Source organism: Streptomyces sp. NPDC002784 (assembly GCF_053592135.1).
Genome location: NZ_JBSFVD010000021.1, coordinates 1 through 16,838 on the forward strand (window position 1 = coordinate 1; position 16,838 = coordinate 16,838).

General features: G+C 72.4%; 15 protein-coding genes. 9 read left to right on the plus strand and 6 right to left on the minus strand.

Annotated features, from left to right (window positions below; all coding sequences use genetic code 11):
* Positions 1 to 155: 155 nt before the first annotated feature.
* The 3 genes from ACWD1Z_RS28770 to ACWD1Z_RS28780 all read left to right on the plus strand — a co-directional run bounded on the left by ACWD1Z_RS28770 (position 156) and on the right by ACWD1Z_RS28780 (position 5,595).
* Entirely contained in the window at positions 156 to 1,490 is a 1,335-nt protein-coding gene (locus tag ACWD1Z_RS28770; protein ID WP_451122629.1) for an MGH1-like glycoside hydrolase domain-containing protein, read from the plus strand.
* A complete protein-coding gene (locus tag ACWD1Z_RS28775; protein ID WP_451122499.1) occupies positions 1,487 to 3,424 on the plus strand; it encodes an amylo-alpha-1,6-glucosidase in 1,938 nt (645 codons plus the stop codon). The genes ACWD1Z_RS28770 and ACWD1Z_RS28775 overlap by 4 nt, the downstream gene beginning before the upstream one ends.
* Positions 3,425 to 3,558: 134 nt before the next feature.
* The gene (locus ACWD1Z_RS28780; RefSeq protein ID WP_451122500.1) at positions 3,559 to 5,595 is read left to right on the plus strand and encodes a CDP-alcohol phosphatidyltransferase; all 2,037 of its coding nucleotides are present in this window, start codon (positions 3,559 to 3,561) and stop codon (positions 5,593 to 5,595) included.
* A 28-nt stretch (positions 5,596 to 5,623) separates the two neighbouring features.
* On the opposite strand, the gene dusB is transcribed toward ACWD1Z_RS28780, so the two are convergent.
* On the minus strand, positions 5,624 to 6,757 hold the full coding sequence (gene dusB, locus ACWD1Z_RS28785) for a tRNA dihydrouridine synthase DusB (protein ID WP_451122501.1): 1,134 nt from the start codon (positions 6,755 to 6,757) through the stop codon (positions 5,624 to 5,626).
* A 79-nt stretch (positions 6,758 to 6,836) separates the two neighbouring features.
* Here dusB and ACWD1Z_RS28790 point away from each other — a divergent pair, with 79 nt between their 5' ends.
* The 3 genes from ACWD1Z_RS28790 to ACWD1Z_RS28800 all read left to right on the plus strand — a co-directional run bounded on the left by ACWD1Z_RS28790 (position 6,837) and on the right by ACWD1Z_RS28800 (position 9,301).
* Entirely contained in the window at positions 6,837 to 8,279 is a 1,443-nt protein-coding gene (locus tag ACWD1Z_RS28790) for an MFS transporter (protein ID WP_451122502.1), read from the plus strand.
* 111 nt (positions 8,280 to 8,390) lie between these two features.
* On the plus strand, positions 8,391 to 8,597 hold the full coding sequence (locus ACWD1Z_RS28795) for a hypothetical protein (RefSeq protein WP_389416146.1): 207 nt from the start codon (positions 8,391 to 8,393) through the stop codon (positions 8,595 to 8,597).
* 80 nt (positions 8,598 to 8,677) lie between these two features.
* Positions 8,678 to 9,301: a GNAT family N-acetyltransferase gene (locus ACWD1Z_RS28800; RefSeq protein WP_451122503.1), complete on the plus strand. Its 624-nt coding sequence runs from the start codon at positions 8,678 to 8,680 to the stop codon at positions 9,299 to 9,301.
* A 4-nt stretch (positions 9,302 to 9,305) separates the two neighbouring features.
* On the opposite strand, the gene ACWD1Z_RS28805 is transcribed toward ACWD1Z_RS28800, so the two are convergent.
* From ACWD1Z_RS28805 to ACWD1Z_RS28815, 3 genes are all read right to left on the minus strand, one after another.
* Complete coding sequence (locus ACWD1Z_RS28805; RefSeq protein WP_451122504.1) at positions 9,306 to 9,899, minus strand: TetR family transcriptional regulator; 594 nt, start codon at positions 9,897 to 9,899, stop codon at positions 9,306 to 9,308.
* A gap of 23 nt (positions 9,900 to 9,922) precedes the next feature.
* On the minus strand, positions 9,923 to 10,930 hold the full coding sequence (locus ACWD1Z_RS28810) for an aldo/keto reductase (protein ID WP_451122505.1): 1,008 nt from the start codon (positions 10,928 to 10,930) through the stop codon (positions 9,923 to 9,925).
* Positions 10,931 to 11,004: 74 nt separating this feature from the next.
* Complete coding sequence (locus ACWD1Z_RS28815; protein ID WP_451122506.1) at positions 11,005 to 11,910, minus strand: LysR family transcriptional regulator; 906 nt, start codon at positions 11,908 to 11,910, stop codon at positions 11,005 to 11,007.
* 79 nt (positions 11,911 to 11,989) lie between these two features.
* On the opposite strand from ACWD1Z_RS28815, the gene ACWD1Z_RS28820 reads away from it, so the two are divergent.
* A complete protein-coding gene (locus ACWD1Z_RS28820; RefSeq protein ID WP_451122507.1) occupies positions 11,990 to 12,946 on the plus strand; it encodes an EamA family transporter in 957 nt (318 codons plus the stop codon).
* Positions 12,943 to 13,602, plus strand: a complete 660-nt coding sequence (locus tag ACWD1Z_RS28825; RefSeq protein WP_451122508.1) for an NAD(P)-dependent oxidoreductase — start codon at positions 12,943 to 12,945, stop codon at positions 13,600 to 13,602. Before ACWD1Z_RS28820 ends, ACWD1Z_RS28825 begins: the two co-directional genes overlap by 4 nt.
* 4 nt (positions 13,603 to 13,606) lie before the next feature.
* On the opposite strand, the gene ACWD1Z_RS28830 is transcribed toward ACWD1Z_RS28825, so the two are convergent.
* Positions 13,607 to 14,218 carry a LysE family translocator gene (locus ACWD1Z_RS28830; RefSeq protein ID WP_451122509.1) on the minus strand — a complete coding sequence of 204 codons (612 nt, stop codon included), beginning with the start codon at positions 14,216 to 14,218 and terminating at the stop codon, positions 13,607 to 13,609.
* A 124-nt stretch (positions 14,219 to 14,342) separates the two neighbouring features.
* Positions 14,343 to 15,725 carry a glycine--tRNA ligase gene (locus tag ACWD1Z_RS28835; protein ID WP_250075025.1) on the minus strand — a complete coding sequence of 461 codons (1,383 nt, stop codon included), beginning with the start codon at positions 15,723 to 15,725 and terminating at the stop codon, positions 14,343 to 14,345.
* A 131-nt stretch (positions 15,726 to 15,856) separates the two neighbouring features.
* On the opposite strand from ACWD1Z_RS28835, the gene ACWD1Z_RS28840 reads away from it, so the two are divergent.
* The gene (locus tag ACWD1Z_RS28840; RefSeq protein ID WP_451122510.1) at positions 15,857 to 16,834 is read left to right on the plus strand and encodes a metal ABC transporter substrate-binding protein; all 978 of its coding nucleotides are present in this window, start codon (positions 15,857 to 15,859) and stop codon (positions 16,832 to 16,834) included.
* Positions 16,835 to 16,838 lie beyond the last annotated feature (4 nt).

Sequence of the window (16,838 nt, forward strand, 5' to 3'; positions counted from 1 at the left end):
TTCACCAGCCCACAACCTGACATCAGCAAGGTCCCCACCCATGACCACATCAACGACCGAGCTGGCCAGCAGTCACGGCAAGCACCGTTGCAGTATTAGCCGCCCGCCCCGCACAGCGGTCCTTCGTATACGACCCGGCCGGTACGGCAGGTTCCCTGCACCTCGCGGCCGCCCGCGTCCTGGAGTCCAACTGGACGGGCGCCTCCACGGTCCCCTCGCGCGGGCTGTATCCGCACCAGTGGTCCTGGGACTCGGCGTTCATCGCGATCGGCCTGCGGCATCTGTCGCCGTTACGGGCCCAGACCGAGCTGGAGACGCTGCTGGCCGCCCAGTGGGGCGACGGACGGATCCCGCACATCGTCTTCAACCCCTCCGTGCCGCTCGACGCGTACTTCCCGAGCCCCGACTTCTGGCGCTCCTCGACCGCGGGGCGCGCTGCGGGCGCCCCGCGCACCGTACAGACGTCCGGGATCGTGCAGCCACCGGTGCACGCCCTGGCGGCCTGGCTGGTGCACCTGGCCGACCCCGGCCTGTCCCGCGGGCGCGGCTTCCTGGCCCGGGTCTACCCGAAGCTGGCGGCCTGGCACCGCTATCTGCTGCACCGGCGGGACCTGGGCGGCGGCGGCCTCGCCTCCGTCGTGCACCCGTGGGAACAGGGTATGGACAACAGCCCCTGCTGGGACGCCCCGCTGGCCCGCGTCGCCCCCGCCCCGGCCCGCTCCTTCCGCCGCGCCGACCTGGACCACGGCGCCCCCGAGGACCGTCCGACGGATCTGGACTACGGGCGGTACGTCCGGCTGGCGACGGACTACCGGGACGGCGGTTACGCCGACGGGACGGGCGCGTTCGCCGTGGAGGACCCGGCGTTCAACGCCCTGCTCATCGCCTCCGAGCACGCCCTGGCCCGGATCGCCCGCGAACTGGGAGCGACGGGCACGGCCCGCCACGCGCGCGCCGAGCGCCTGACGGGCGCCCTGGTGCAGCGCCTGTGGGACCCCGAGCGCGAGATGTTCTGCTGCCGGGACGTGCGCGGCGGCGGGCTGATCCCGGAGCGGTCGGTGTCCGGCCTGATCCCGCTGCTGCTGCCCACGCTGCCCGGCAGAACCGCCGAGGCCCTGGTGCGCACCGCCCGCGGCCCGCACTTCTCGCTCGGCGACACCACCCGTCTGGTGCCGAGCTACGACCTGCTCGGCGAGTCCTTCGACCCGCACCGCTACTGGCGCGGCCCGGCCTGGTTCAACACCGCGTGGCTGATCGAGCGCGGCCTGCGCACCCACGGCGAGCACCATGCGGCCGACGCGCTGCGCCGCTCGGTGCCGGAGCTGGCCGGCAGCTCCGGATTCGCGGAGTACGTCGACCCGTACACCGGCGCGGCCTGCGGCACCGCCGACTTCAGCTGGACCGCGGCGCTCGCGCTCGACCTGCTGCACGACGAGCCCGCGAGGGACACGTACGGCGTGAGGGAAGTCAAGGGAGGGGACCGGGGATGACGGACCGCCATCATCTGCTCGTGCACGGGGAGACGTTCGCCGCCGTGGGGGACGGCGGGGACATCAGCGGTGTGCGGGGCGCCGGCTCGCCGGACGGCTTGTTCGTCCGCGACGCCCGGCACCTCAGCCGCTGGCAGCTGACGCTGGACGGCGCGGTGCCGGAGGCCCTGACCCCGGTGGCCGACGGGGACACCGCCCGCTGCGTCCTGGTCCCCCGGGGCGGCCGCCAGGAGCCCCCGGCGTACACGCTCTTCCGCGAACAGGCGGTGGGGGACGGCTCGTTCGTGGAGTCGCTGCGGGTGACCAGCAACCTCCCCGTCCCCTCCACGGTCCGCCTGGCGATCACCGCGGACGCGGACTTCACCGACCAGTTCGAACTGCGTTCCGACCACCGCACCTACACCAAGACCGGCGCCACCCGCTCCCGCCACGTCCTCGACCACGGCCTGGAGTTCACCTACCAGCGCGGCGAATGGCGATCCCGTACGACGGTCACCGCCGAGCCGGCCCCGGACGCGGTGGAGGAGACCGGAACCGGGGCGCGGCGCCTGGTGTGGACCCTGGACCTGGACCCGCACGGCACGGCGGAACTGGCGCTGCGGGTGATGGCCCGCCCGCACGGCGACAAGCGGGCGCTGCGCGTACCGCGCTCCCCCGCCGCGCTGAACGACCAGCTGATCGCCCTGGAGGGCGAGTTCGTCACGGGCGTCTCCTTCCCCACCGGCTGGCCCGAGCTGGCGGCGGCCTGCGCCCGGGGCCTGGCGGACCTGGCCTCGCTGCAGATCCCGGCGACGGGCCTGGACGGCGAGGAGGTCCGGGTACCGGCCGCGGGCGCCCCCTGGTTCCTGACCCTGCTGGGCCGGGACGCCCTGCTCACCTCCCTGTTCGCCCTCCCGTACCGCCCGGCCCTCGCGGCGGCCGTCCTGCCCGCGCTGGCCGCCACCCAGGCCCAGGAGACGGGCACGGCCTCGGTGGCGCAGCCCGGCAAGATCGTGCACGAGGTCCGGCACGGCGAGCTGGCCCACTTCGGCCAGGTGCCGTACGGCCGCTACTACGGCTCGGTGGACGCGACCCCGCTCTTCCTGGTCCTGCTGGGCGCGTACGTGGAACACACCGGGGATGTCGCCCTGGCCCGCCGGCTGGAACCGCACGCCCGGGCCGCGGTCGCCTGGATGCTGGACCACGGCGGCCTGACCTCCCGCGGCTACCTGGTCTACCGCGCCGACCGCGGCGGCCTGGCCAACCAGAACTGGAAGGACTCCCCCGGCGCCATCTGCTGGGCCGACGGCACCCGGGCGAGCGGCCCGGTGATGGCGGCGGGCGCGCAGGGCTACGCGTACGACGCGCTGCGCCGCACGGCCGGGCTGTCGCGGACGGTGTGGGCGGACGAGACGTACGCGGCGCTGCTGGAGCAGGCGGCCGGTGACCTGCGGGACCGTTTCCAGCGGGACTTCTGGATGCCGGAGCACTCCTTCCCGGCGCTGGCCCTGGACGGCGAGGGCCGCCAGGTCGACGCGCTGGCCTCGGACGCCGGGCATCTGCTCTGGTCGGGCCTGCTGGACAAGGAGTACGGCGAACTGGTGGGCCGGCGCCTGCTGGAGGCGGACTTCTTCTCGGGCTGGGGCGTGCGCACCCTGGCCGCGGGCCAGCCTGCGTACCACCCGCTCTCCTACCACCGCGGCTCGGTGTGGCCGCACGACAACGCGCTGATCACCCTCGGCCTGTCCCGCTACGGCCTGCACGACGAGGCCCGGACCGTGGCGCACGCCCTGGTCGACGCGGCGACGACCACCGGCCACCGCCTGCCGGAGGTCCTGGCGGGCTACGGCCGCGACACCCACCCCGAGCCGGTCCCCTACCCCCACGCCTGCGTCCGGGAGTCCCGCTCGGCGACGGCCCCCCTGGCCCTGCTGACGGCGGTGGGCGGGGCGTAGCGTCCCGGGTGGCCGGGGGTTTCCCTGTTGTTCGCCGAGTAGTGGCGCGGACGGGCTGAACAAGCGCGGGTGCGGGCCCGTACGACATCACGGCGGGCCCCCCGCCACCAGGGACCGCACGGAAGGACCACCGGGTGCCCGCCTTCACACGCCTACACCGCCCACCGGGAACAGCGACCCCCGAGGCCACAACCACGGACACCGCGCCACCTCCGTCCGCCGCAACCGCCCCGCCTGGGGAAGGCGGGGCGGGTGGGGAAGGCGGCGCGGGTGCGGACGGCAACGCGGCCGGGGACGGCGACTCGGCCGAGGACGGCGGCACGGGCGAGGACGGCGGCACGGCCGAGGACGGCGGCACGGGCGAGGACGTCAACGCGGGTGAGGGTGGCGGCGCGGCCGGGGACAGCGGCACGGCGGAAGACATCGACGCGGCCACGGACGGCGGCACGACCGAGAACCGCAGCGCGGCCACGGGCAGCGGCGCGGTCGGGGACGTCAATGCGGGCGAGGACTGCGGCGCCGCCAAAGACGGCGGCTCGGGTGGTCGGGGCCGGAAGCCACTGACCGTCACCGTTCTCTGCGCAGCCCTCGTGCTGGGTGCCCTGCTGCTGCCCAACAGCCTCGCCGCCCTGCGTCCCAACCGCTTCACCCGCATCCCCGCGGAGGCGATCGTCGGTGCCGCCGTCCTGCTCGCGCTGCCCCGGCGTCCGCGCATCGCCCTCGCGGCGGTGGCGGGCACCGCCCTCGGGGCGCTCACCGTCCTCAACTTCCTGGACATGGGGTTCCGCGCCTACCTGGGCCGGGGCTTCAACCTCGTCCTCGACTGGTCCCTCCTCGACGACGCCCAGGGCTACATGAAGGACTCGATGGGCGCCGCCACCACGCTCACCGCGACCATCGGCGCCGTCCTGCTCGCCGTACTGCTCCTCGTCCTCACCGCCCTGGCCACCGTCCGCCTCGCCAACTTCCTGGCCGGCCACCGGCAGCGGGCCACCAAGGCCACCCTCGTCGCCGGGACGGTCTGGATCACCTGCTCCACCCTCGGCCTCCAGCTGGCCGGCATGCCTCTCGCCGCCGACCGGGCGGCCTCCGCGCTGGCGATCCAGGCGCGGCGGGTGCAGGCCACCCTCAAGGACGAGGCGGCCTTCGCGAAGGAGGCGAGGGCGGACACCTTCGGCGCGACTCCGCCCGCCCAGCTCCTGCCGGACCTGCGCGGCAAGGACGTGATCTTCACGTTCATCGAGAGCTACGGCAGAAGCGCCATCGAGGACCCGGTCATGGCGCCGGGCGTGACGGACACGCTCGACGCGAGCACCAAGTCGCTGCAGGCGGCGGGCTACCGCGCGCGGAGCGGCTGGCTGACCTCCTCGACCTACGGCGGCAGCAGCTGGCTGGGCCATTCGACGTTCCTGTCCGGCCTGTGGATCGACAACCAGCAGCGCTACACCACCGTCACCTCCGGCGACCACCTGTCCCTCACCAAGGCGTTCCGGAAGACCGGCGCCTGGGACACGGTGGGCATCATGCCGGGCATCCAGAAAGCCTGGCCGGAAGCCGACTTCTACGGCCTGGACAAGGTCTACGACGCCTTCCGACTCGGGTACCAGGGACCGAAGTTCAGCTGGTCGACCATGCCGGACCAGTACGCGCTGGAGGCCTTCCAGCGCATGGTCCACGGCAAGAAGCGCGACAAGCCGCTGATGTCGGAGATCATCCTGACCTCCAGCCACCAGCCCTGGGCACCGATCCCCACGCTGGTCGACTGGGACGACCTGGGCGACGGCTCGCTCTTCGACGCCGTCCAGCGGGACGGCAAGAAGGCGCAGGACATCATCACGGACACCACCAAGTCCCGGGCGGAGTACGGCAGGTCGATCGAGTACTCGGTGACGTCCCTGACCCAGTGGCTGGAGCGCTACGGCACCGAGGACACGGTCCTGGTCTTCCTCGGCGACCACCAGCCGATCGCAAGGGTCAGCGGCGACGACGCGAGCCGGGACGTCCCCGTCTCCATCGTGGCCAAGGACCCGGAGGTCCTGGAGAGGATCACGGACTGGAACTGGACGGAGGGCCTGCAACCCGCCCCCGACGCCCCGGTCTGGAAGATGGACGCCTTCCGCGACCGCTTCCTGACGGCCTACGGCTCAACACCCCACCCCACCAAGGACTGACCCCGCCAAGGACTGACCCCGTCAAGGACTAGCCGCCGGAGGTGTCCAGCTCCGCGTCCTCGCTCACACCCGCGCAGTCGTACGGGTCCTTCAGCCAGCCGTCCGGCAGGACGACCCGGTTGTTGCCCGACGTACGGCCCCGCGGCCCGTCCGCCCCGAGCGGCCAGGGCTGATCGAGGTCCAACTCGTCAAGTCCGTACCGCAGTTCCGCCAGCGACGAGGTGACGGCGAGCCGCTTGCGCATCTCGGAGCCGACGGCGAAGCCCTTCAGGTACCAGGCGACGTGCTTGCGGAAGTCGATGACGCCCCGCGCCTCGTCGCCGATCCACTCGCCGAGGAGCGTGGCGTGCCGGACCATCACGTCGGCGACCTCGCGCAGCGGGGGACGCGCGATGTCCTCGGGGCGGCCCTCGAAGGCGGCCACCAGGTCCGAGAACAGCCACGGCCGCCCCAGGCACCCGCGTCCGACGACGACGCCGTCGCAGCCGGTCTCCCGCATCATCCGGACCGCGTCCTCGGCCGACCAGATGTCGCCGTTGCCGAGCACCGGGATCTCCGGCACATGCTCCTTCAGGCGGGCGATGGCCTCCCAGTCGGCGGTGCCGCCGTAGTGCTGCGCGGCGGTACGGCCGTGCAGCGCGATCGCCGTGACGCCCTCCTCGACCGCGATCCGGCCGGCGTCGAGGTAGGTGATGTGATCGTCGTCGATGCCCTTGCGCATCTTCATCGTCACCGGCAGCTCCCCGGCCCCGGAGACCGCCTCGCGCAGGATCGCCCGCAGCAGATTCCGCTTGTACGGCAGCGCCGACCCGCCGCCCTTGCGCGTCACCTTCGGCACCGGGCACCCGAAGTTCAGGTCGATGTGGTCGGCGAGGTCCTCCTCCGCGATCATGCGGACGGCCTTGCCGACGGTCGCCGGGTCCACGCCGTACAGCTGGATCGAGCGGGGCTTCTCGGTGGCGTCGAAGTGGACCAGCTGCATGGTCTTCTCGTTGCGCTCGACCAGCGCCCGAGTGGTGATCATCTCGCTGACGAACAGCCCTTTTCCGCCGCTGAACTCCCGGCACAGGGTGCGGAAGGGCGCGTTGGTGATCCCGGCCATGGGGGCCAGGACGACGGGCGGCTGAACGGTGTGCGGGCCGATCTGCAGGGGCTTGGGCATGGCTCCATTGTGCCGTGCAATGAGTTCGCCCAATTCTTTAGTTAACCGCACTATCGAATTTCGGGTTACGCTGGAGTGCATGCCCGAGCTCAGCCCCCGCCGCCGCCTGCTGGTCCTCGCCGTCTGCTGCATGAGCCTGCTCGTCGTGAGCCTGGACAACACCGTGCTGAACGTGGCACTGCCGTCGCTGCAGGAAGACCTGCGCGCCGACACCGCCGGGCTCCAGCGGACGATCGACGCCTACACCCTGGTCCTCGCGTCCCTGCTGATGCTCGCGGGCTCCACGGCCGACCGGATCGGCCGCAAGCGGGTCTTCATGGCGGGGCTGGTCGTGTTCACGCTCGGCTCGCTGCTGTGTTCCCTGGCACCCAGCCTGGAGCTGCTGATCGCGGCCCGGACGCTCCAGGCCGTCGGCGGTTCCATGCTCAACCCGGTCGCCATGTCGATCATCACCAACACCTTCACCGATCCCCGCGAGCGGGCCCGCGCGATCGGCGCCTGGGGGGCGGTGGTCGGCATCTCGATGGCCGCCGGGCCGCTGGTGGGCGGGCTGCTGGTGGACTCCGTCGGCTGGCGCTCGATCTTCTGGATCAACCTGCCGGTGGGGCTCGCCGCGCTGCTGCTGACCCTGCGGTACGTGCCCGAGTCCCGGGCGCCCGAGCCCCGCCGGGTCGACCCGGTCGGGCAGGTGCTGGTGATCGCGCTGTTCGGCGCGCTGACGTACGCGATCATCGAGGCGCCGCACGCCCCGACCGTCGCCGTTCCCTTCGCGGTGCTGGCCGTGGTCGCGCTGGTGGCCCTGCTCCGGTACGCACCGCGCCGCGCCGAACCCCTGATCGACCTGCGCCTCTTCCGTTCGGCGCCGTTCAGCGGGGCGACGGTGATCGCGGTCGGCTCGTTCGCCGCGCTCGGCGGGTTCCTGTTCCTGTCGACGCTTTACCTGCAGAACGTGCGCGGGCTCAGCGCCCTGGAGGCCGGGCTGTGGATGCTGCCCATGGCCGTGCCGACCTTCCTGTGCGCCCCCCTGTCGGGGCGGCTGGTGGGCAGCCGGGGGCCTCGGGTGCCGCTGCTGGTCGCGGGGGGCTCGATGACGGTGAGCGCGCTGCTGTTCGCCCTGTTCGACGCGGAGACGTCCGACGCCGGCCTCTTCACCGGGTACGTCCTGTTCGGCATCGGCTTCGGGTTCGTCAACGCGCCCATCACCAACACGGCGGTCTCCGGCATGCCGCGCGCGCAGGCCGGGGTCGCGGCGGCCGTCGCCTCCACGAGCCGGCAACTGGGCCAGACACTCGGCGTCGCCGTCATCGGAGCGGTACTGGCGGCGGGCATCGGCACCGCGTCGTACCGGGAGGCGTTCGTGTCGGCCGCGGTACCCGGCTGGTGGATCCTCACGGCCTGCGGGCTGGCGGTCCTGGTCCTCGGCCTGCTCACCACCGGCCCCTGGGCCCGCGGCACCGCGGAACGCACGGCACGGCGACTCGAGACGGTGCGAGCGCGCGACCGGAGTCGTCTCCACGCGTAGCCGCCCATGGCCCGCAGGGCACAGGTTGGCCAACTCCCTGTGAAGAGGGTCCCTGTCGATCATCATCTTGCTGCACACTCCTCCATGACTTCCCGGGACTCTGGAGGCGTCGTGCCGCCGATCAACACGAGCAAGGTCACCCGCTGGGACCAGCACGGACGCGAGCACGTCGTACAGGTGCGGCGGGCCGGAGTGCAGCGCACGGTCAGGTGCGAGACCTGCGGGTGGCGCATCTCGGCGCAGTTCCTGCCGTGGCTGAAGGCCGAGGAGCATCTGGCTCAGGCGCACCAGGCGACCGTGGACCCGTCCGTCGCCTGACCCGGCGCACCGCGCGGCGTGAACGCCCGCCTGGCGAAAGCGTCTTGTGGGAGCGCTCCCAGACACGGCAGGATGCACGGGTGACCCCACTGCCCGCCGTACGCCCCTATCGCCCCGCGGACCGCGCCGCGCTCGACGACATCTGCGTCCGCACCGCCCATGTGGGCGGCGACAGCCGGCCCTTCTACGCGGACCCCGGCGTCTTCCCGGCCACGTTCTCCGCCCCCTACGTCGAGTTGGAGCCGGAGCTGGCCTTCGTCCTCGACGACGGCCAGGGACAGGCGGTGGGGTACATCGTCGGCACCGCCGACACCCCCCGCTTCGCCGCCGACTTCCGCCACAAGTGGCTGCCGGCGGTCGCCGACCGCTACCCGGCGCCCGAGGGCCCGCCCACGACCCCCGACGAGACGATCGCCGCGCTGCTCCACCACCCCGAGCGGATGGTCCTGCCGGAGCTGCTGGCCTACCCCGCCCATCTGCACATCGACCTGCTCCCCGACTGGCAGGGCAAGGGGCACGGCCGCGTCCTGATGCGGACGTTCCTCCACGCCCTGCACACCGGCGGGGTCCCGGCCGTCCACCTGGCCATGGCGACGGCCAACACCCGGGCGCGGGCCTTCTACGACCGGATGGGCTTCCACGAGATCCAGGTGCCGGACCCGGGCGGGGCCACCTACCTGGGGCGGACGACCAAGGAGACCTGAGCCGTCACACCGCCCGCAGCCCCCGCGCCAGCAGCTCCACCACGGCCTCGAACTCGTCCTGGGCCCCCGGCCGTTCCCACTCCCGGTGGTAGCCGGGGTCGTGGAAGCGCGCGGTGGCCTGGAAGACGGCGCGGGCGGTGGTGAGCGGGTCGGCGGAGGCGAAGGCGCCGGACGCCACGCCCGAGCGGACGATCTCGGCGAGCTGACCGGTCAGTTCGTCGATGTGCTCGTCCACCGCGTCGCTGTTCTCCGCGGTCAGCACGGTGTACGTGGCGAACAGCTCGGGGTCGTCCCCGGCCTTGTGCCGCTTGGCGTCGAACAGGGCCAGCAGCCAGGCCCGCAGCCGGGTCTCCGGGTCGCGTCCGCCCTCCGCGACGATCCCGGCCAGCACCGCCGACGTACGGTCCAGCCAGCGCTTGGTCACCGCCTCGCGCAGCGCCGCCTTGGTCCGGAAGTGCCGGTAGACGCTGCCGTGGCTGACGCCGAGCGCGCGGGCCACGTCCACCACGGTGGCCTTGGCCGGGCCGTGGCGGCGCAGCACGTCCTCGGTGGCTTCGAGGATGCGCTCGGCGGTCAGGGCTTCGGAGGTCGGTGCCATGCAGGAGACCGTACCGCCGGGTGCTACTTGCTGCCGAGGTGGGCCATCTGCGCGGCCGGGTAGCGGTCGCCCGCGGCGGCGTCGGCGGGCACCGCGCGCTCGATCGCGGCGAGGTCGGCGGCGTCCAGCGTGACGTCGAGGGCGCCGAGCGATTCGGTCAGCCGCTGCCGGGTGCGGGCGCCGACGAGCGGCACGATGTCCTCGCCCCGGGAGAGCACCCAGGCGATGGCGGTCTGCGCGACGGTGACGCCCTTGTCCTCGGCGATCGTGCGCAGGGCCTCGACCAGGTTCAGGTTGTGCCGGAGGTTGTCGCCCTGGAAGCGGGGCGACAGGGAGCGGAAGTCGTCGGGGGCGAGCCGGCGGTCGCCGGTGAAGTGGCCGGAGATCAGGCCGCGGGACAGGACGCCGTAGGCGGTGATGCCGATGCCGAGTTCGCGGGTGGTCGGCAGGATCTCCTCCTCGATACCCCGGGAGATCAGCGAGTACTCGATCTGGAGGTCGGCGATCGGGGCGGTGGCGGCGGCCCGGCGGATGGTGTCGGCGCCGACCTCGCTCAGGCCGATGTGGCGGACGTAGCCCTTCTCGACGAGTTCGGCGATGGCGCCGACGGTCTCCTCGATCGGCACGTCCGGGTCGAGCCGGGCGATGCGGTAGACGTCGATGTGGTCGACGCCGAGCCGCTGGAGGGAGTACGCGGCGAAGTTCCGCACCGCGGCGGGCCGTCCGTCGTAGCCGCTCCAGCCGCCGTCGGGGTCGCGCAGGGCGCCGAACTTCACGCTGACCAGGGCCTGTTCGCGGCGCTCGGCGGGGGCGCCGCGCAGTGCCTCGCCGATCAGCATCTCGTTGTGGCCCATGGCGTAGAAGTCGCCGGTGTCGAGCAGGGTCACGCCGGCCTCCAGCGCGGCATGGACGGTCGCGATGGACTCGGCCCGGTCGGCGTCGCCGTACAGCGCGGACATGCCCATGCAGCCGAGGCCGAGGGCGGAGACCCGGGGGCCGCTGGTTCCGAGGGTTCGGGTGTTCATCGTCATGCCTCCACCTTGCCCCAACGGCTGACAGATTTCAATATCTGTCAGTCCATACTTGTCAGCCCGGCCCTTGCCGGTCAGCCGGACGCATCGGGCCGCTCGGCCGGGACCCCGAGGACGTCGAGCATCGCCCGGGTCGCCGGGCTGGGGTTGAACCGGCTCCACGCGAGCACCTCGATGCGGCGTGGTCCGCCGACCACCGGGACCAGCGCCAGTCCGGGGTCACCGGCCGCCAGGGGGCGGGCGAAGGCCGACGGCAGCAGGGCCACCCCCAGCCCGCGCGCCGCCAGCCGGACGATCAGCTCGACGACGCCGACCTCGTACGCCACGTCCCGCGCCAGCCCTGCCGCGGTGAACGCCCGGTCGGACTGGGCCCGGGCGGGCGTGCCGGGCATGAAGTCCACGAACGTCTCGCCCGCGATGTCCCGCAGGGTGACCCGGGAGGCCGCCGCGAGCCGGTGCCCGGCCGGTACGACCAGCACATGCTCGTCATGGTCGAGCACCAGGGTCTCCACCGTCGCGGGCCGCTCGCCCTCGGGCAGACCGAGAAAGGCGATGTCCAGCTCCCCGGCCCGGACCGCCGCCACCAGATCGTCGCTGCGCCCGGAGCGCAGCACGACCCGGACCTCCGGGTGCCGCGCGCGATACCGCTGCAACAGCTCCGGCACGTCGACCGCGGCGGTGGTCACGATCACGCCGACGGCGAGCCGGCCCCGTACCACCCCGGCCGCCGCGGCGGCGTCCGCGGCGGCGCGGTCGGCGGCGGCCAGGCACTCCCGGGCCCGCGCGACGAACGCCTCACCGGCGCTGGTCGGTTCCACCCGCCGGCTGGAGCGGGCGAACAGCCGGACCCCCAACTCCCTTTCCAGGGCGGCGATCCGGTGGCTGAGCGAGGACTGCACCACGGCGCACCGCTCCGCCGCCCGCGTGAAGTTGCGGGTCTCGGCGACGGCGACGACGTACCGCATCTGCTGAAGATCCATCGAACGATGGTCCTCATTCATCGCTGCCATGGCAACCATGCTTTGGAGCCATGACGGGGCCCGGCCGAGACTGCACCCCATGCAGACCTCGACCGCACGGGCCCCGGCCGCGCGGCACGCGGCGACCGTCGCGCTGACCGCCCTCGCTCCCGCGTCCTGGGGCACCACCTACGCCGTGACCACGGAGCTCCTGCCGCCCGGACACCCGCTGTTCGCCGGGCTGATGCGGGCCCTGCCCGCCGGGCTGCTCGCCCTGGCGGTCACCCGCGTGCTGCCGCGCGGCGACTGGTGGTGGAAGGCCGCCGTCCTCGGCACCCTCAACATCGGCGCGCTGTTCCCCCTGCTGTTCGTGGCGGCCGAACGGCTCCCCGGCGGTGTCGCGGGCACCCTCAGCGCCGTTCAGCCGTTGCTGGTCGCCGCCTTGGCGATCGGGGTGCTGCGCCACCGGCCGACGGCCTGGACCTGGACGTGGGGGGTGCTCGGCGTGGTCGGGGTGGGGCTCGTGGTGCTCGGGCCCCAGGCCCGGCTGGACGCCGTCGGCGTGCTCGCCGGCCTCGGCGGTACGGCGGGCATGGCGGCCGGCGTCGTCCTCACCAAACGCTGGGGCCGCCCGGCGGGCATCGGCGCGATGACGCTGGCCGGCTGGCAACTGACGGTCGGCGGGCTCGTGTTGCTGCCGCTCACCGTCGCCTTCGAGGGGGCACCGCCGGCGGTCGGCGGGCAGGCCCTCGCCGGGTATCTGTGGCTGGGCGGGATGGGCGGGCTGATCTCGTTCACCCTGTGGTTCCGCGGGATCGGCAGGCTGCCGGTCGGCGCGTCCGCCCCGCTGGTGCTGCTGTCCCCGCTGGTCGCGACCCTCGTCGGGCTCGCGCTCGGCGAGACGCTGAACCCGCTCCAGGCCCTCGGCTTCGCCCTCGCCCTGGCCGCGCTGCTGGCCGCGCAGTTCACCTCCCCTGACGTGTCACGCCTGTTCAGGCGGGACGCGGCCAGGACCCCCGTACCGGAAGACCGGACCCAAGGAGAGCGGATCCCATGACCACAGGACTGACGACAGGACAGACGACGGCCGTGCTCGGCGCCACCGGCATGGTCGGCAGCCGGGTGATCACCGAGGCCGTCGCACGCGGCCACCGGGTGCGCGCCCTGTCCCGGAAACCCGCCGATGAGCGCCCGGGTGTGACACCGGTCCCGGTCGACGCGAGCGACCCGGACGCCCTGCGCGCGGCCCTCACCGGCGCCGCCGCCGTCGTGGTGGCCGTGCGGACCGAACCGGCCGACCGGGACTTCCTCGTCGGTACGACCCGTGCGGTGCTGGACATCGCGGCCGGGACGGGAATGCGCGTCCTCGTGGTCGGCGGCGCCGGCGTCCTGCGCAGCCCCGGGAACCCCGCGCTGCTGGTCGCCGACAACCCCGCGTACGTTCCCGCCGAGGTGACGGCGGTCGCCGCGGCCGGGGTGGCCCAGCTGCGGGCCTGCGAGGCCCACGCCCACGACGACTGGGCCTGTCTCGCGCCGCCCGCCCTGCTCGCCCCCGGCAAGCGGACCGGCCGCTACCGGCGCGGCACCGGCACCCTGCTCACCGCCGCCGACGGCCGCTCCTGGATCAGCGCCGAGGACCTGGCCGTCGCCGCGCTCGACGAACTGGACTCCCCCGGCGCCGACCGCCTGTTCACCGTCGTCCATCACGGCTGAGGAACTACCGGGCGGTGAAGGCCAGTTTCGCCCCGAGGGCCACGAAGGACCCGGCGAAGCTGCGGCGCAGCCAGGCCATCACCCTCGGCCGGGCGACGACCTGGTCGCGGACGGAGGCGGCGAGGACGCCGTAGAGCGCGAAGACGACGAAGGTCGCCGCCATGAACACCCCGCTGAGCGCCAGCATCCGCGGCACCGCGCCCGGCCCTTCCGGGTCCACGAACTGGGGCAGGAAGGCGAAGAAGAACATCGTCAGCTTGGGGTTGAGGAGATTGATCAGCACGCCCCGGACGATCATCCGCCCGGCCGACATCGGCGCCGCCGTACGGTCCACGGTGATCGTTTCCTTGTCCCGCAGCGTGGCCCAGGCCATGTAGAGGAGGTAGGCGACACCGGCGTACTTCAGGATCTGGAAGGCCGTGGCGCTGGCGTGCAGCAGGGCGGCCACCCCGGTGATCGTGGCCAGCATGTGCGGCAGGATCCCGAGGGCGCAGGCGAAGGCGGCCACGACACTGGCCCGCCGCCCGTGCGACAGACCGGCCGCGAGGGTGTAGACGACCCCGGTACCGGGGGTGGCGACGACGACCAGCGTGGTCAGCAGGAATGCGAGGCTCATGCGGACCAGCCTGGCCTCACGGTGGCCCCGGCTACAGGGCCAATGAGACGCCTCTATGCGGGACCACCACGACGCCCCCGCCGGACGAGCTGGTGCGCTCGTCCGGCGGGGGCGTCGGCGGTCGTCAGCAGCCCAGCAGGCGCTGGGCCAGGTAGCCCTCGATCTGGTCGAGGGAGACCCGCTCCTGCTTCATCGAGTCGCGCTCGCGGACCGTCACCGCGTTGTCGTCCAGGGTGTCGAAGTCGACGGTCACGCAGTACGGCGTGCCGATCTCGTCCTGGCGGCGGTAGCGGCGGCCGATGGCGCCGGCGTCGTCGAACTCGATGTTCCAGTTCTGCCGCAGCGCCTGGGCGAGGCCCTTGGCCTTCGGGGAGAGCTCGGCGTTGCGGGACAGCGGCAGCACCGCGACCTTCACCGGGGCCAGCCGGTGGTCGAGGCGCAGCACCGTGCGCTTCTCCATCTTGCCCTTGGCGTTCGGCGCCTCGTCCTCGATGTAGGCGTCCAGCAGGAACGCCAGCATCGCGCGGCCGACACCGGCCGCGGGCTCGATGACGTACGGCGTCCAGCGCTCCTGGGCCTCCTGGTCGTAGTAGGCGAGGTCCTGGCCGGAGGCCTTGGAGTGCGCGGAGAGGTCGTAGTCGGTGCGGTTGGCGACACCCTCCAGCTCGCCCCACTCGTTGCCGCCGAACCGGAAGCGGTACTCGATGTCGGCGGTGCGCTTGGAGTAGTGGGAGAGCTTCTCCTTGGGGTGCTCGTACCAGCGCATGTTCTCCTCACGGAGACCCAGGCCGGTGTACCAGTTCCAGCGCTGCTCCATCCAGTACTCCTGCCACTTCTCGTCCTCGCCCGGCTTGACGAAGAACTCCATCTCCATCTGCTCGAACTCGCGGGTGCGGAAGATGAAGTTGCCGGGCGTGATCTCGTTGCGGAAGGACTTGCCCATCTGGGCGATGCCGAACGGCGGCTTGCGGCGCGAAGTGGTCTGCACCTGGGCGAAGTTGGTGAAGATGCCCTGGGCGGTCTCGGGGCGCAGGTAGGCGACGGAGCCGGAGTCCTGCGTCGGGCCGAGGTGGGTGGAGAGCAGACCCGAGAACTGCTTGGGCTCGGTGAACTGGCCCTTGTTGCCGCAGTTGGGGCAGTTGACGTCCGCGAGGCCGTTCTCCGGGAGGCGGTTGTGCTTGGCCTCGTAGGCCTCCTCCAAGTGGTCCGCGCGGAACCGCTTGTGGCAGGAGGTGCACTCGGTCAGCGGGTCCGTGAAGGTGGCGACGTGGCCGGAGGCGACCCAGACCTCGGAGGCCAGGATCACGGACGAGTCGATACCGACGACGTCCTCACGCGACGTCACCATGTAGCGCCACCACTGGCGCTTGAGGTTCTCCTTGAGCTCGACACCCAGGGGTCCGTAGTCCCAGGCGGCCTTCTGCCCGCCGTAGATCTCACTGCAAGGGAATACGAAGCCACGGCGCTTGCTCAGGCTGACGATGGTGTCGATCTTGTCGGCGGCCACGGTGCTCTCTTCATGACGAATGGACGGCAGCGAATGCCCCAGGTTACCGGCGGGGCCACCCCCGGTATCAAATCGGTCCCGTGACCGGCGTTTGTTGACAACCGTTTCCACATTCATTGAAAATGACTGTCATGAACGTACGACGACAGCACATATCCGGGGTGGCCGTGGCGGCCGTCACCGCCCTCGGTCTCGGCACCCTCTCCGCCTGCTCCGGCAGCGCCGCCGCGGGCAACACGGAGAAGTTCGACGTCGTCGCGTCGTTCTACCCGATGGCCTACCTCGCCGAGCAGATCGGCGGGGACCACGTGAACGTCACCAGCCTCACCGAGCCCGGCCAGGAGCCGCACGACCTGGAGATCAGCGCCCAGCAGACCGCGCAGCTCCAGGAGACCGACGCGGCCCTCTACCTCAAGGGCCTCCAGCCCGCCGTCGACGAGGCCGTCGCGCAGGCCGGCGTGAAGACCACGATCGACGCCGCCACGCTCACGAAGCTCGAGGACCACGGCAGCCTGGAGGACAGCCACGAGCACGCCGAGGAAGAGGGGCACGCGGAGGAAGAGGGGCACTCCGAGGAGGAGGAGCACGCCCTCGACCCGCACATCTGGCTCGACCCCGTGAAGTACGCCGAGGTCGCCAAGGGCGTCGGCGCCGCCTTCGAGAAGGCCGACCCGGACCACGCGGCCGACTACAAGAAGAACACCGAGGCCCTGGTCGAGAAGCTGAACAGCCTCGACACCCGGTTCGAGGAGGGCCTGAAGAACACCGGGACCAAGGTGTTCTTCACCAACCACGCCGCCTTCGGCTACCTCGCCGAGCGCTACGGCCTGACCCAGGAGGCCATCTCCGGACTCGACCCGGAGAGCGAGCCCAGCCCGGCCCGGATCAAGGAGCTCCAGGAGGAGGCCAAGGCCGACGGCGTCACCACGGTCTTCTACGAGACACTGGTCTCGGACCGGACCGCGAAGACCCTCGCCAAGGACGCCGGCCTCAAGACGGACGTCCTCGACCCGGTCGAGGGCATCACCGACAAGTCCGAGGGCGAGGACTACATCCAGGTCATGGATGCCAACCTCAAGGCCCTCCAGGCCGCGTTGGGCGCCAAGTGACCGT